12 protein-coding genes are annotated in these 16,188 nt (G+C 27.9%); 1 reads left to right on the forward strand and 11 read right to left on the reverse strand.

Annotated elements, in window-relative coordinates:
- Window positions 1-45 precede the first annotated feature (45 nt).
- From clpA to DIC82_00645, 11 genes are all read right to left on the reverse strand, one after another.
- The gene (clpA, locus tag DIC82_00595; protein AWK49678.1) at window positions 46-2,322 is read right to left on the reverse strand and encodes an ATP-dependent Clp protease ATP-binding subunit ClpA; all 2,277 of its coding nucleotides are present in this window, start codon (window positions 2,320-2,322) and stop codon (window positions 46-48) included.
- 3 nt (window positions 2,323-2,325) lie between these two features.
- Entirely contained in the window at window positions 2,326-2,625 is a 300-nt protein-coding gene (locus tag DIC82_00600; GenBank protein ID AWK49679.1) for an ATP-dependent Clp protease adaptor ClpS, read from the reverse strand.
- 248 nt (window positions 2,626-2,873) lie between these two features.
- The gene (locus DIC82_00605; GenBank protein ID AWK49680.1) at window positions 2,874-4,337 is read right to left on the reverse strand and encodes a decarboxylase; all 1,464 of its coding nucleotides are present in this window, start codon (window positions 4,335-4,337) and stop codon (window positions 2,874-2,876) included.
- A gap of 246 nt (window positions 4,338-4,583) precedes the next feature.
- Window positions 4,584-5,606 (reverse strand): threonine aldolase, encoded by a 1,023-nt coding sequence (locus DIC82_00610; GenBank protein AWK49681.1) that lies wholly within the window; start codon window positions 5,604-5,606, stop codon window positions 4,584-4,586.
- 69 nt (window positions 5,607-5,675) lie between these two features.
- Complete coding sequence (locus DIC82_00615) at window positions 5,676-6,911, reverse strand: insulinase family protein (protein AWK49682.1); 1,236 nt, start codon at window positions 6,909-6,911, stop codon at window positions 5,676-5,678.
- Window positions 6,912-7,099: 188 nt separating this feature from the next.
- Entirely contained in the window at window positions 7,100-9,406 is a 2,307-nt protein-coding gene (locus DIC82_00620) for a histidine kinase (GenBank protein AWK49683.1), read from the reverse strand.
- Between the two features lie 341 nt (window positions 9,407-9,747).
- Entirely contained in the window at window positions 9,748-11,109 is a 1,362-nt protein-coding gene (gene scfB / locus DIC82_00625; GenBank protein AWK49684.1) for a thioether cross-link-forming SCIFF peptide maturase, read from the reverse strand.
- A gap of 58 nt (window positions 11,110-11,167) precedes the next feature.
- Window positions 11,168-11,305: a six-cysteine peptide SCIFF gene (scfA, locus tag DIC82_00630; protein ID AWK49685.1), complete on the reverse strand. Its 138-nt coding sequence runs from the start codon at window positions 11,303-11,305 to the stop codon at window positions 11,168-11,170.
- A 366-nt stretch (window positions 11,306-11,671) separates the two neighbouring features.
- Complete coding sequence (locus tag DIC82_00635; GenBank protein AWK53003.1) at window positions 11,672-11,740, reverse strand: hypothetical protein; 69 nt, start codon at window positions 11,738-11,740, stop codon at window positions 11,672-11,674.
- Between the two features lie 115 nt (window positions 11,741-11,855).
- Window positions 11,856-13,793, reverse strand: coding sequence for a molecular chaperone HtpG (locus tag DIC82_00640; protein ID AWK49686.1), 1,938 nt, complete (start codon window positions 13,791-13,793; stop codon window positions 11,856-11,858).
- A 121-nt stretch (window positions 13,794-13,914) separates the two neighbouring features.
- Window positions 13,915-15,162 (reverse strand): MFS transporter, encoded by a 1,248-nt coding sequence (locus DIC82_00645; protein AWK49687.1) that lies wholly within the window; start codon window positions 15,160-15,162, stop codon window positions 13,915-13,917.
- 174 nt (window positions 15,163-15,336) lie between these two features.
- Here DIC82_00645 and DIC82_00650 point away from each other — a divergent pair, with 174 nt between their 5' ends.
- Complete coding sequence (locus DIC82_00650) at window positions 15,337-16,101, forward strand: MerR family transcriptional regulator (protein ID AWK49688.1); 765 nt, start codon at window positions 15,337-15,339, stop codon at window positions 16,099-16,101.
- Window positions 16,102-16,188: the final 87 nt, after the last annotated feature.

Here is a 16,188-nt window from a genome sequence, read left to right on the forward strand (position 1 = left end):
GTATCATTTATATATTATTCCTTGTTTTAAGAATTTTATTCAAGGTTAACTGTGAATTATTAATTTAAAATTTTCATCAATTAAATTAATATCACATTTTCCCCCATCACTCAATTGACCAAATAAAATTTCATCAACTAGTAATGGTTTTATTTTTGAAGCTATAATTCTAGCAATTTCTCTAGCTCCAAATTCTTCCGATGTTCCTGTTTTAGCAACATAGTTAATACATTCTTTGCTAAACTCAATTTCAATATTCTTACTAGCTAGTTTAATTTTAAAATCATTCAATTGCTTTTTAGCAATGTTTATTGCCATAGAATCATTCATACTATTAAAGACTATTATCTTATCTAATCTATTTCTAAATTCAGGTGTAAAGAATTTCTTTACTTCTTCCATTATAGCTTCGCCTTTAACTTCTCTTTCTCCAAATCCTATAAGTTTTTTACCTATATTTCTTGCTCCTGCATTAGAAGTCATTATTATAATTGCATTTCTAAAATCAGCTTTTCTGCCTTTATTGTCAGTAAGCGTTGCATAATCCATTACTTGAAGTAGCACATTTAAAATATCTTCATTAGCTTTTTCTACCTCATCTAGTAATAATACGCAGTGTGGATTTTTTCTTACAGCATCTGTAAGCAATCCGCCCTCTTCATACCCTACATATCCCGGAGGCGATCCTATAAGTTTTGAAGCTGCATGCTTTTCAGCATATTCACTCATATCAAATCTAATTAATTCTATTCCAAGTTTTTTAGAAAGGCATCTTGCAATTTCAGTTTTTCCAACTCCTGTAGGTCCAACAAAAAGCATGGACGCAACTGGTTTATCTTCCTCATTCAAACCTGATCTAGACATTTTTATACATCTTACAACTTCTTCAATTGCCTTATCCTGTGAAAAAATATTTTCCTTTAAGCTATCTTCTAAGTATTTCAAAGAACTTATTTCACTGCTTTCTACAGTTTGCTTCGGAATACTACAAACCTTTGATATTATTTCTTCAACAACTTTTCTATCGATTATAATTTTCTCTTCAAAATTTTCATTCTTCATACGAGCATAAGCTCCAGCTTCATCTATAATATCTACAGCCTTATCCGGTAAATATTTATCATTAATATACTTATCACTTAAGGTTACTGCATCACTTATGGCATCATCCGTATAACTAACGTTATGATATTCTTCATAATTTGCCTTAAGTCCATTAAGTATTTCTATTGCTTCTTTAATTGAAGGCTCTTTAACATCTATTGTTTGAAATCTTCTACTTAATGCCTTATCTTTTTCGAAGAATTTTTTGTATTCATCAAAAGTAGTTGCTCCAATAAACCTAATTTTGCCTTCTGTCAAATAAGGCTTTAATAAATTAGATGCATCTAAAGCCCCGCCATTTAATGATCCAGCACCAACTATACTGTGAATTTCATCTATATAGACTATTGGCTTATGTTGTTTTCCAATTAAGTCTAAAATTCTTTTTATTCTTTCCTCAAAGTCTCCTCTGTATTTAGTTCCTGCAATTACTGCCCCTATATCTAAAGAAAACATGCAACTTCCCTTTAATTTTTCTGGAACCTTATCTTCACTTATAAGTCTTGCAAGACCTAAAGTAATAGCAGTCTTACCAACTCCAGATTCTCCAACATGAATAGGATTATTTTTTATCCTTCTACAAAGTATTTGAATACTTCTATCTAGGATATCTTTTCTTCCTATTAACGGATCACTATTTTCTTCCTTAGCTTTTTCAATAAGATTTATTGTAAACTTATTAAGAAATGCATCTTCTTTTTTCTTCTTGTCTTTTTCTTGACTTTCTTTATCTAAAAATCCTTCTGTATCTTCATGAAAATTTTCTTTTGTTTCATCTTCATAAGAATTCTGATCATCATCTATATTATGACATAACAAATATAGCAAGTCTCTTCTTGTAACACCTTCTTGTTCTAAATAATAGCGAGCATAACTATCTTCTAAATTAAAAATTGCTGAAAATATATGATCTATGCCTATAGCATCTTTTTGACTATAGTGAATTTGTTCATTAGCATTTAAAATAACTTTTTGAAATTCAATGCTTTCTTGTGGCTCTCCTTCACCAATTTTATTTATATATGTTTTTACATATGTAGTTAAATTATATCTTAAGTTTTCTAAACTTCCACCACATTCTCTAATAGCATATTCCACGTTTTCATCAAAAGTTGCTGCATATAGTAAATGTTCTGGTGTAATATATTCACTGTTCTTATTTTTTGCCTCTTGATATGCTTTAAGCAATATTGAATTAACTTCATTAGTAATTTTCATATTCTACGCCTCCTCTACAGTAAGCTTGAATGGAAATCCATTTTCCTTAGCCATAGACATTGCCGTGTAAACTTTTGTAATCGCAATATCATGACTATATATTCCAGCTACTCCTTTACCTTTTTCATGTACATCTAGCATTATTTTTTCAGCTTCTATAAGCTTTTTATTAAACACATTCACTAATACTGCAATAACAAATTCCATTGTAGTATAATCATCATTATACATGACAACTTTGTATTGCTTAGGTTTCTTTATCTTAGCCTTATTTTTTTGTTTGGTCACAATATTTGTTTCCATAATATAATCGTCATCCCTACCTATATTTTATTATACTCTAACTATTATTCTAAATAGATATATTTTAACACACTATTTAAATTGACACCAATAATTCAGTTAGCAATTAACAGCTGGCAATTTAGGATGAAATTATTACGTAATTTCTAAAATATTTTTTAAAAGCTATTAGCTTTTTATTCCTTCATTGTGCATATTACATTATACATACAATAAAAAATAAAGGATTAAAACTAATCCCTTATTTTCTACTTTAATTTAATTACTCGAACCTTATTATTTTCAATTCCTATTATATTCTTTTTATTAATAATATAATCTTTTATTATATTTATCGCGTTTCGTGAAATAATTTCTCCCTGGCAAACTAATGGTATTCCAGGTGGATATGGTATTATTGCCTCTTTTGCAATATAACCTTCACAACTTTCAATTTCACACCACTCTCCATTTAATTTGAAGACCTCATATGGCTCTATTTTTTTTTCCGGAATATCCGAAAAATATTTTGATTCTATCTGTACATGTATGCTTTTCATTTCTAACTTTGAAATTGCTTCATATATAAGTTCAAAATCTTCTTCACTATTAAAAGGAGATAATATTAAAACTACACCTCTTGAAAAACTCATTTCAACTTGTATCTTTTGAGTTCTTAAATAGTCTAGAAGTTTATGTCCACTATATCCTTTAGGCAGAATTAATATATACCTGCTTAAATCAATATCATATTCTTGCTTTAATTTAAGTTTAGATTCATTTGTTATTGTATCCTTATATTGTTCATTCAAATCATTCTTACCTAATAAACGTACCTTTTTCAGGTTATTTATTTTCTCTTTCCATCTCTCAGCTGCATCTATTAATCTTTCATAATCCTTTTCTCCATAATTATCCAAATAATATCTAGCATAATCTAAAGATGCCATAATTAAATAAGAAGGTGATGTTGTCATAAAAGCTTTTAAATAGAATTCTAATTCGCTATTTTCTTCATTTACTAAAAGATACGCACCTTGAGTCAAAGCAGGCAAAGTTTTATGAGCACTTAAAACCACATAATCTCCTAAGCTTGTAATTGATTTAGGCAATCTTTTATTCATTCCAAAATGAGCTCCATGAGCACAATCTATAATTACTTTTAGCCCTTTTAATTTCAAATCTATTATAATGTCTTCAATGTCATATGTAATTCCGAAATAATTAGGATAAGTTAATATAATTCCTTTAGGATTTAAACTTTCTCCTAATGCCTTATAAATATTTTCTTTATTCGGTGGAAGAAACACGCCATTTTTATCATCAATAATAGGCTCAATATATTTAACTTTCAATTTTCTTAAAATTAATCCATTATAAATTGACTTATGACAATTTCTTTCAACTAAAACCTCATCACCCTCATCAAATGCAGAGAACATAGATGCCAAGTTTCCAGACGAACTCCCATTTACAAGGAAATATGCTTTTTTAGCGTTATAAGTTTTAGCTAATAATTCTTGAGCTTCCTTTATAACACCTTCTGGACAATGTAAATTATCTAAAGGATCAACTTCTGTTATATCTAAGAAGCCTAGTCTATTTACAAACTTCTCTCCAAACTCATCCCCCAAAAATCCAACTCCACATTTATTTCCTGGCATAGAAAGAACTAGATTCTTCTCATCATGGTATTTAAGCAATTCTTGTAATAATGGTACCTTCAAAAACATCTCTCCTATCTAAATTCAGGTGAACTATAAAAGCTTCCTATAAGTAACAAATGATATAAAGTAAAAATATACATATTTATTTTATATAGACTTATAGATACCCATTCCTGAAGTTGTACTTCTACTATGGATATATTTCCAACTAGAAATAAAGGGGCCTGCTTTTCCGTAACCGGAACAAATGCATGCCCCCTTATTTCGGCGGAATATACGAATAAGTACGATTTTCACAGCGGTTATCTATAATTACATACTTTTCAAGTCCTCAATAAATTCTAAAACATTCGCTTCATTTGTTGCCCAAGATGTTACTAATCTAATTGCCGTGTTATTATTATCAATTACCCTTTCAATATTAAATGAATATTTTTCACTTAATTTTTCAATCATATCATTAGGTAAAATAGGAAACTGCTGGTTACTTGATGAATTTGTCAAAAATTCATACCCTTTTTCTTTTAAAGCATTCTTTAATAAAATAGCCATTTTATTAGCATGTCTTGCAATTTCAAAATATAAATCATCTTTAAATAATTCTTCAAATTGAATTCCTAGCAATCTTCCTTTAGCAAGTAAACCACCCTTTTGTTTTATGAAATATCTAAAATCCTCTTTTAATGCGTTATTACAAATAACAAGGGCCTCTCCAAAAAGAGCTCCATTTTTTGTCCCTCCAATATAAAAAGCGTCCACTAATTTAGCTATATCTGCTAATGTTAAATCATTTTCTTGGGATACAAGCGCAGATCCTAAACGTGCACCATCTAAATACAAAAGCAAGTTATTTTTTCTACAGCATTTATGTAATTGCTCTAATTCTGATTTTGTATATAAAGTCCCTACCTCTGTGGAATCTGAAATATAAACTAATTTAGGTTGAACCATATGTTCATCAGTATGGGAATCTACAACCTTTTGAACTAAGTCTGCTGTAAGCTTTCCATCATCAGTTTTCATGGTGATTACTTTATGACCCGTAGCTTCAATAGCTCCAGTTTCATGACAGTTAATATGTGACGTATCAGCTCCTATTACAGCTTGATGCGGTCTTAAGAAAGCAGATATTGCAGTAAGATTAACTTGTGTTCCACCTACTAATAAGTGAATATCTACATCTTCACAATCCATTTTCTTTTTTAATAAATCTATGGCTTTTTCAGTGTGATAATCTGTACTATATCCACCTGTTTGTTCTAAGTTTGTTTCAACTAGCACCTTTAATATTCTTGAATGTGCTCCTTCACTATAATCGTTTGTAAAACTATACATTAATATAATACCTCCATTTTTATATTGTTATAACGTTAAAATTATCCATTTTGTACTTATATATTTAATTCAATTAATTATTTGTATTGTTAAATTTTTTAACACTCTATTGCCTACTTCAAATATCATCTCATTAGTTAATAAGTCTAATTCATTAACTTCATTAATATATATTTTATAATCTCCAAACATTGTATCATATGTAGCTAACTCTTTTGCTAAAATTATACTTTGCTCTTCTCTAAATAATCTTTTTAGTTTAAAACTCTTGATTAATTGTTCTATTTGCTTTTTATCTATATGTTCCACTAATAATTCTAATTTTTCTATACATTCTTTAACTAATGCTATAGATTTATTTACATTTTCTTCTGATGTACTAAAAGTAATCTTATATAGCTTTATATAATTTTCATACGCAATTTTAGTAATAACATCATAAATAAGTGCATTTTTAGTTCTTAAGGTATCATAAAGAAGTGAATTAACGCCTTCCCCAAAGTACTGATTGAAAATTCTAAGTGCCTTAATTTCATTTTCCGTTAGCTTGTCTATTGGACATACTATTTCAACCTTACATGTTTTTATTCCATCTCTTTTATCATTAAATATATCTATTTTAGAAATTTCGTATTCAATATTTTTGCAATTCAATTCATTTATATCATTTTTTTTATTATATGATAAATTCCATCTTCCAAAATATTTACCAACAATATCCTTTACCTTATCAAATCTTACTGACGAAATTACAACAATTGAAGTATTTTCCGGGAAATAATATTTAGAATAAAACTCTTTTATATCATTTAATGTCATACTGTCTAAACTTTCTTCAGTCCCTATAATAGGATACTTTATTCTTCTATTATTAAAACAATTTAAAAATAGCTTGTCTTCACAATATTGTTCTAATTCTTCATCCCATTCTTTAAGTTCCTCTTTTATAACATCCATTTCTTCTTTAAATCCAATTTCATTAAAGCTTGGATTAACAACTATATCACTTAATAACTCTACACCTTTTTTCAAATCTTCCCCAAGTAGTGTTCCATAATAAATTACATAAGGGAAATTCGTCATAGCATTATTGAATCCAAATATATTGCTTAAATCTTCATTTATTTCTTTTTCGGTTCTATTTTTTGTTCCTTTATAAACCATATGCTCAGTTGCATGGGCTACTCCATATTTTTCAGTTTCAACTCCAGCACCAGCATCTATTGATACACAAATAGATGTAAGTTCAGATTCCGTATGCTTGTATATCAATTTTAAATTATTTTCTAAAATACATTCTTCCAATTTTTATTCTCCTTGTACACTATAATTCATATAATAACTCATTCCTAGCATAAGTTAATTGAAACTTATCCCCAGAAATCAAATCACATAAATAATTTCAGCTATCTCTCAAATAATATTTTCTTTACCATTCCTTTTTATTTATAATTTCATGTGCTTATATTATAACCTATTTTTTTAACTATCAGTTACCTTTTATATATATCAGAAAATTCAACGTTTATCATTTCAATTTTACTATTCATAGACTTGTTTTTCCGAGTAACCTTTGACTTTTCTATAATTTTTGAAGGAAGTTCAATTTTAAATATACTTCCTTCACCTTGTTTGCTTTCTACACTTATTTTTCCTCCATGAAGCTCAACTATTGATTTTACTAAAAATAATCCAATCCCACTTCCTTCTGCATTACGCGAAAGAGACTTGTCTACCTGATGAAATCTTTTGAAAATATTATTCAGATGTTCCTGATTCATTCCTATACCAGTATCCTTTACATATATTTCAACAGTATCATGTTTATCAATTAATTTTACAAATATACTACCATTTGCATTGGTAAACTTAATTGCGTTAGATATAAGATTTAGAATAATTCTCTCAATCTTATCAGTGTCACAAGCTATAATCTTTTCCTCTGTATTTGTATCAAAAATAATATTTAATCCTTTTGCCTTAATGTAGTCTGATATTGATTGCACAATATCTTCAGTAATATTAACTATATTTTCATTGGATAGATTTAATTTTAAAAAACCAGATTCTATTTTTGATGTATCTATTATATTGTTTATAAGCTTTGTGAATCTATAACAATTCTGTTTAATGATATTAATACCTTTAGAAAACTTTTCCTTATTAGCTTCAAGCGAATCCTTTTTTGAATAAAATTCCATTAATTGATTTGTACTAAAAATTACATTCAATGGAGTTTTAAGCTCATGTGATATATTTGAAAACATTTCATCTTGTATTTTAAGAGTTTTTTGCATTTTATTTTTTGCTTTTACTTCTTTAGTGATATCTATTGTAATGAAGATTACTTCAGAAACCATATTATTTAATCCAACTATAGGTTGACACATTATTTTAAAAAACTTTTCTTTTCCATTTTCAATTTGTTTTCTATAGTAAAAACATGAATTAGATTTTTTTTCAATTAGATCTTGAAGCTTAATTTCTAGTTGAGTTTTTTCATACATATTGTATTTAAATATATTAAATATGCTTTTTCCCATAATAGACAATAATTCTGGATTTAGATTAATTTTCTTTAAGTCTCCATACTCTTTATTATTAATATATTTAATATTAAAATCTGGATATGAAGCAATTGTACATCTCAGGTCTAAATGTTCTATTACTGTCTTTAATGTCTCATATTGGGCCTTTAAGAATAAATTTTCCTGATTTCTTATTCTTTCAGTTACATCATTATACACCATTACTCCTTTGATAAAATTACCATATTCATCATATATCGGAGTACCTGTCACCTCTGAATAGGTAGTAACATTATTATATTTCCAAGCAAATATATATCCGGAAACTTTTTCACCTCTTATTACCCTTTGTACAGGTGCATTCTCAAATAAAATCACATCTCCATTTATATCAAAATATTCCCCTTTTCCATAAGAAGTTTTATTGTCTTTTAATGGTTTAGAATCGTATAAATGATTATTTATATCTGGTTTATTTATCTCTGTATACTTCCCATTTTTATCGACAAATATAACTTGATCAGAAATACTTTTAATAATAGCTTCAAATTCTTCTTTTTGTTTTTCAACAAGGTTTCTACTCACAACTTTTTCTGTCACTTCTGTAGCAGTTTCAATTACATATTTTACTTTTTCGTCTATAAATATTGGCACTAGAGAGATATCCCAATATGTAGTTCCTCTTTCAAAGTGTTCACATTTAATTTCCTTTTCAAAACTCGGTTTGCCAGTTTTTATGTTACTTAACAAAACCTTTTGCAGATTATTGCCTTCAAATCCAGGTATTATTTCTACCCTGTTTTTGCCAACAACACTTCCCCTTTTATTATGCGGCGCATCAATAAATTCTAAGTACTTATTATTCATTCTTAATACAGTTAAATCTGGTAAACTATAGATTGCAAATCCAATTTCATTAGCTGAGTTAACATGTTCAATATACTTAAATCTTTCTTTAATATTTGAGTCTGACTTCTCCTTAAAAAAGTAAGTTTTTTCATTTTTATAGTTAAAATTTTCACAATGAATAGTAACTTCTATGGGTTCATATTCCTTAGTAAATATAAAACAGCTATATTTATCTTCAATGCTTTCAATACAAACTTGAGAATCCACTCTAAGCATAGTACTTATTTCAGCAAGTGTTTTTCCTATTAATTCATTATTAGAGTAACCAGTAAGATTTATAAAATCCTTATTAACTTCATTAACGATATTATTTTTACTATATAAAAATGGCTTTTCAGTAGCCTTTTTCAAGATGTCTTGCATATTATATTATCCCCCTATTTTGTTGATAAATATTATAACTAGATAAATTATCCATAAATGAGCAAAATCACTTTCATTATTTTACACCATCTAGGCTCACTTATTCTATGAAAGTTCAAGAATATCAAAGATATCTTCTTTGCTTAATCAATTTTAGATTGTATATATCCCCAATTAATTATATTTCTTATTTTTTATTACATATTTAATCAAAGTTGTTTTAAATCACCTTCTATATAATATCTATTATAATCTTAGAAACGAATAATATCAATAAATGTAAAAAATAGCTAACAACACCAAAAGTTATATTTCGTGTTATTAGCTACGTTTATGTTAAATTAATTTTCGTCACATTTTAATGCAATTGCACATTCAATTCTCTTCTTTTGCATTTTACATCCAATTTCATAAGGAATATTCATATCTCCATTGAAATTAAAGTTATTAGCTTGGCATCCACCACTGCAATAGAATTTTGCCCAACAATCTCTGCACTTAGGTTTATTGTATATATGAGATTGCTTGAATTTCTTAGCAAGTTCTGTATCATAAGTATCATCATAAATACTTCCTAATTTAAATTCTTCTTTTCCAACAAATTGATGACATGGATATACATCTCCTTGTGGAGTTATTGCAACATATTCAAAGCCAGCTCCGCAGCCTGAAATTCTCTTATAAACACATGGTCCGCCGTCAAGATCTATATTAAAATGATAGAATTTAAATTCTTCGTTTCCTTCTCTTTTTCTCTTTACCATTTCTTCATATAACTTATCATAATTATCAAAAATTGTATCAATATCTTCTTCTCTAAGTGAAAGAGGATGTCCGCTTTCTAAAACAACAGGTTCTATTGATAGTTCTTTAAATCCTTCATTTACCATAGCCATTACATCTTCATAAAAATCTATGTTTCCTCTTGTGAAAGTTCCTCTAACATAATAAGTTTTTCCCTTAGTTCTTCTTTTAATCATTTCTTTTATGTTAGGTACAATATCATCATAAGAACCGCTCTTATCTATCTTAATTCTAACATTATCATTAACTTCTTTTCTTCCATCTAATGACAAAATTATATTTCCCATTTCCTTATCCATATAATCCATCATATCTGGAGTTAAAAGAGTGGCATTAGTAGTCATAGTAAATCTAATTTTTTTCTTCCACTTTTCTTCATTATCTCTAGCATATTGTACTATTTCTTTTATAGTATCCATGATTAAAGTTGGCTCTCCACCGAACAAATCAATTTCTATATTTTTTCTTGGACCGCTTCTCTTAATAACATAGTCAATTGCTTTTTGAGCTGTTTCTAGGCTCATTACCCCGCCATGTCCATGATATTCACCTTCATCAGCAAAACAATATTTACATCTTAAATTGCATCCATGAATTACATTTAAACAAATAGCTTTTATGTAATCTCTATCATCCATTGAACTATGTGCTATTTCTTCATATTGATCTCCTGAATAAAGAATCCCTTCTTCAGCTAATTCTTGAATTTCATCATAAGCTTCTGAAAGTTCCTCTTCCTCATATTTTCCTTTTAAATCTTCTACTATCTCTTTCTTAGTTCTTAAATTATTATCATCTAATATATCATAGACTAACTCATCTACAACATGAACTGCTCCTGTATTTACATCTAAAACAAAAAAGTTTTCACCTTGCTTAAATTTATGTATTAAAGCCAATTTAAATTCCTCCTAATATACAAAGTAAGCAGCAACTATATAGTTACTGCTTGAAAATTTAGTTTTCGCATTCTAAGTTTGCAACTGTGCAAGATGTCTTACAAGCTGATTGACATGAGTTTGCACACTCTTTGCATCCTGGTTTACATAAACTATTTTTAATATTTGGTTTGTTTATAGTTTTTATGTGTTTCATTACAAAAAACCTCCATTTAAAATATATCCTCGCTAATTATATCATAATATACAGCAGTATAAAAGAATTAGTGTATCTCTTTTTATTTATATTAAAATTAAAATTTTAATTATAATTAAACTGTTTATAGATTTTGTTAAACTTTGTAAACAGTTATTTTATAAATATACTTGATACTTTTTTTAATAATAATTTAAGTCGTTCTAAATTCCTTTTTTCAATTTTATCACCAACTTGTGATAATTTATCTTTTATTCCAGAGATTTTAACGAATTCAGCTATAATGTCTTTTGAATTTTTATGTAGAATAACAATTTGTAATTGATCTTGTGTTTCAATAATTCCACGAACTCCTTCTACTCTTTTTTAAGCTCCAACGTTTACCTTTTTCTTATCTTTTAAATTTAATTTCAAATTAGACATGCAATTTTTCATTGGTAGTCAGAATAGATAAAGTCACATCCATTGCTTATCAAAATTTTATATTGAAAGCAAGTTAGAATGTGACTTCACCCATTTTATATATATTTAATTATTTATAACTCTTTTACTATAGTAATATGACTTTGCTTAAAAGCTCATTATTTCTCTTTATAAACTCATCCATTTCATTTGCATCTAATTCTTTATTAGCAATCTTAGCTAAATCTAAAATATGTTCACAAATAAATTTAACTTCATCTTTTTTAGCATCATCCTTAGAAACTTCTACAAGTTTTTTAATGATAGCATTTTTGCTATTTACAACTAAAGTCTTTTCTTCATCAAACATACCTGGGAAGTTCATTCCTGATGCAGCATACATCTTACTCATTTGAGCCATTCTTCTTGATTCTTCTGAAACTAAAATAAGTGCTGGAGTATTTTCATTTTTTAATCCTTCAACTGATAATTTAGTAACTTTTTCTCCGAGTGCATTTTTGAATACATCTTCAATTTCTTTATTTAATGCTTTTGCAGTTTCATCATTTTCATCAGTTTTACTTCCTAATGTTTCAGAAATATCAGAGTCAATTCTATTAAATTTAACCCCACTTTCATGCATCTCCAAGAATGAAATAAAGTGATCATCTATTGTACAATCAAATATTACAGCATCTAAATCATATTCTTTAAACATCTTAATATATTGAGATTGTTGTTTTTCATCATTAGCATAAAATACTTTATTTTCATGTTTTTCTTTATTCGCTTCAAGATAATCTTTTAATGTTATAAATTCACCTTTTAAGTTTTTAAAGATGATTATATCCTTAATCTTTTCATAGAATTTTTCATCTTTTAAGCATCCATACTTAATGAATATTTGTATATCTGGCCAGAATTTATTAAATTCTTCTCTACTATTTTTAAATAAGTCAACTAATTTATCTGCAACCTTCTTAACTATATGATTAGAAATCTTTGAAACTTCCTTATCATTTTGAAGGAAACTTCTTGATACATTTAAAGGAAGATCGGGACAATCTATAGTACCCTTTAATAATAATAAAAATTCTGGAATTACTTCTTTTATGTTATCTGCAACAAATACTTGGTTATTGTATAATTTTACTTGCCCTTCTGTTGCTTCAAATTCATGTGTTAATTTAGGGAAATACAATATTCCTTTTAAGTTAAATGGATAATCTACGTTTAAATGAATCCAAAATAATGGTTCATTAAAATCATTAAATACTTTTCTATAAAAATCTTTATATTCTTCGTCTGTACAATCTTTTGGAGCTTTAACCCATAATGGCTTTGTATCATTTAAAGGTTTTGGAGCTTCTACTTCTACTAATTCTTTATATTCAGTTCCATCTTCGTTTTTCTTTGTTTCATATTTAGGTTCTTCTTTTGGCTTATTTTCATCTTCTAAATATATTTCTGTAGGTAAGAATGAACAATATTTCTTTATTATTTCTCTAACCTTATATTCTTCTAAAAATTCGGTGCTTTCATCATTAATATATAATGTTACAGTTGTACCTCTAGTAGTTCTTTCTTCTGAAAGAGCCATTTCATATTCAGTACCACCTTCATCACAAATCCATTTTATTGGTTCTGCTTGATCTTTATATGATAATGTATCTATTTGAACTTTATCAGAAACCATGAATGTTGAATAAAAACCAAGTCCAAAGTGACCTATTATATCCTTACCTTCATCCATCTTATCTTTATATTTCTCTACAAAATCTGTTGCGCCTGAAAAAGCAACTTGAGTAATGTACTTTTTAACTTCTTCTTCAGTCATTCCAATACCATTGTCTATAAACTTAAGAGTCTTCTTTTCTTTATTTACAGATACTACAACCTTATATTGTTCATCTTCCATTGCAATAGCTTCTCCATATGAAGCTAATCTTTGAAATTTACTAATTGCATCGCATGCATTACTTATAACTTCTCTTATAAATATGTCTTTATCAGAGTATAGCCATTTCTTAATAATAGGAAATATGTTCTCTGTATCAATTGAAATATTACCATTTTCTTTTATCATTTTATAACCACTCCTCTATTTTTTTTACTAGAGAATATTTTAGACCAAAGAGTATTAATTGTCAAATTATTCTTGTGATTCATCATAAGAATAATTTGAACAAAAAAACTGTTTAAAATTACTATTCAGCTTTTACATAGCCTTCATTAAACATTGATTTATTTACAAGAAATACTAGCATAACTGCAATCATAGCACTACATGCAGTCAGTATGTATCCTTGCCTTATTCCATAATTATCTATTATACTTCCTATAACCAAAGGTGAAATCGAAGATCCTGTTCCTGATATTATTAATAAAGTCGAACTTAACCTTCCTCTATGGGAAGCTGGAGAATTATTAGCAATAAATGTAGATGAATTGGTTGCCCCTATTATTTCCCCAAAAGTCATGACTATTACTCCAAAGAAAAACAATGGAATTGAAGTTATAAATCCAAATATTAGAAATGAAATAATATATATAAAAGAACTTAACCCTATATTATTTAATTCCGATATTTTTTTAGTTATCCTCATTAAAAAAGGAGTTGCAATTATAACTACAATTCCATTTGTTGCTCCTAGTAAACCATATATTTTAGCCCCATCACTTCCAAATAATGCTCCAATTTGAAGTGGTAGTGCAAATCCCCACTCTGCATATGTAAATTGTACAAAAAATGTAATGATTCCAAATACAATAAGGATTGGTCTAGTTAATAAAACTTTAAAAACAGAGCCCTCTACAGCACTTTCTAATTGATTCATTTCTTGTAAATTATCCTCTTCTAAATTTCTAACTATTTTTTTCTCTTTTATGAGCATTACAATAAGAATCATTGAAATTAACGTTGTAATTGCATCTCCTATAAACACCAATGACAAATAATTTTTATATAAGAACCCTCCGATTAATGGACCTATAGAGAATCCTAAATTTATTCCCATGTATAATAACGAATATGATAATTTTCTATTTTTTGTATTTGTTACATCTGCATTTAAAGCATCATAAGCTGGCATTGCCATTGAATAAAAGCAGGAAGATACCATCATCATTTTAGCAGTAAGAACTGATATTGGCATAATTCCACACAGTAAAAGCATAATAGCACCTAATGATTGAAATACAACTATTATTTTTTTACGTCCAAAAGAATCTACTAATTTTCCTCCTACTAATAAGCCTCCCCCTTGAAGAAATGATTGAAATGCTATAAAAGTTCCTGATTCCCCTGCTGACATTCCAAATTTTTGTGTTAAAATAAGTGCCATTAAGGGACCAACAAATGATCCAATACAATTAATAATTCTACCTATGAAAAGAATATATATTTCTCTAGGCAATCCTTTATATTGTGTTAAATTTTGCTTTAAATTAAACATAAAACCTCCCTATTATTAATATCATTGCAAACTGATCTGGTAATTAATTAATAATATTCCTCAATTTATATATTATAGCATAAACGTTATATCTGAACCTTTTAATTCATAAAAATAACCATTGACATTCACGCTACGTGAAGGTGTAAAGTAATCTTGTAAGGAGATGATCAAATGGAATACACGGTGCAAAAATTAGGTCAATTAGCAGGTATTAGTCCCAGAACCCTTAGATATTATGATGAAATAGGAATTCTTAAGCCTGCAAGAATTAATTCATCTGGATATCGAATTTATGGCCAAGAAGAAGTTAATACATTACAACAAATATTATTTTATCGAGAATTAGATATAAACTTAGAAACCATAAAAAATATAGTAACCTCTCCCTCATTCGATGGAACAGCTGCACTAAAAGAACATCGTGAAAAGCTTCTTACAAAACGAAATAAATTGGATATGTTAATAGCTAATGTTAATAAAACAATAGCTACAACAGAAAGGGGAATTATAATGAGTGATAATGAAAAATTCGAAGGATTTAAGCAAAAAAGTATTGACGATAACAATAAAAAATACGGTGAAGAAATACGAGCTAAATATGGTGATATCCAAGTTAATGAATCAAACAAAAAATTCAAGAATATGACCAAAGATCAATATGATGAATTTGAAAAATTGGGTAATAGCATAATTGACACATTGAAAGCAGCATTTGCAACTAAAGACCCTGCAGGTGACCTTGCCCAGAAAGCTGTCAATCTACACCGCATTTGGCTAAGCTATTCTTTTAGTAGTTACTCAAAAGAAGCACATGCGAAACTTGCTCAAATGTATGTTGATGATGAAAGATTTACTGCCTACTACGATAAATATCAACCTGGTTTAGCTGCCTTTTTAAGAGATGCTGTTTTAATTTATACACAATCAGAAAATTAAAATTAATAAATAAATTTATAGGCAGCCTAATTAGACTGCCTATACTTTGTGTATTAATATCAGTTGTTCTTAAGCATATAAGCGAAA

It is taken from the genome of Clostridium beijerinckii, assembly GCA_003129525.1.
Taxonomy (GTDB): Bacteria; Bacillota; Clostridia; order Clostridiales; family Clostridiaceae; genus Clostridium; species Clostridium beijerinckii_D.

Excerpts from the sequence above, each read along its gene's own strand:
- DIC82_00610 (AWK49681.1), bottom strand. The coding sequence starts at position 5,606 with ATGTATAGTTTTACAAACGATTATAGTGAAGGAGCACATTCAAGAATA.
- DIC82_00620 (AWK49683.1), bottom strand. The coding sequence starts at position 9,406 with ATGCAAGACATCTTGAAAAAGGCTACTGAAAAGCCATTTTTATATAGT.
- DIC82_00650 (AWK49688.1), top strand. The coding sequence starts at position 15,337 with ATGGAATACACGGTGCAAAAATTAGGTCAATTAGCAGGTATTAGTCCC.
- DIC82_00645 (AWK49687.1), bottom strand. The coding sequence starts at position 15,162 with ATGTTTAATTTAAAGCAAAATTTAACACAATATAAAGGATTGCCTAGA.
- DIC82_00600 (AWK49679.1), bottom strand. The coding sequence starts at position 2,625 with ATGGAAACAAATATTGTGACCAAACAAAAAAATAAGGCTAAGATAAAG.
- scfA (AWK49685.1), bottom strand. The coding sequence starts at position 11,305 with ATGAAACACATAAAAACTATAAACAAACCAAATATTAAAAATAGTTTA.
- clpA (AWK49678.1), bottom strand. The coding sequence starts at position 2,322 with ATGAAAATTACTAATGAAGTTAATTCAATATTGCTTAAAGCATATCAA.
- DIC82_00605 (AWK49680.1), bottom strand. The coding sequence starts at position 4,337 with ATGTTTTTGAAGGTACCATTATTACAAGAATTGCTTAAATACCATGAT.
- DIC82_00640 (AWK49686.1), bottom strand. The coding sequence starts at position 13,793 with ATGATAAAAGAAAATGGTAATATTTCAATTGATACAGAGAACATATTT.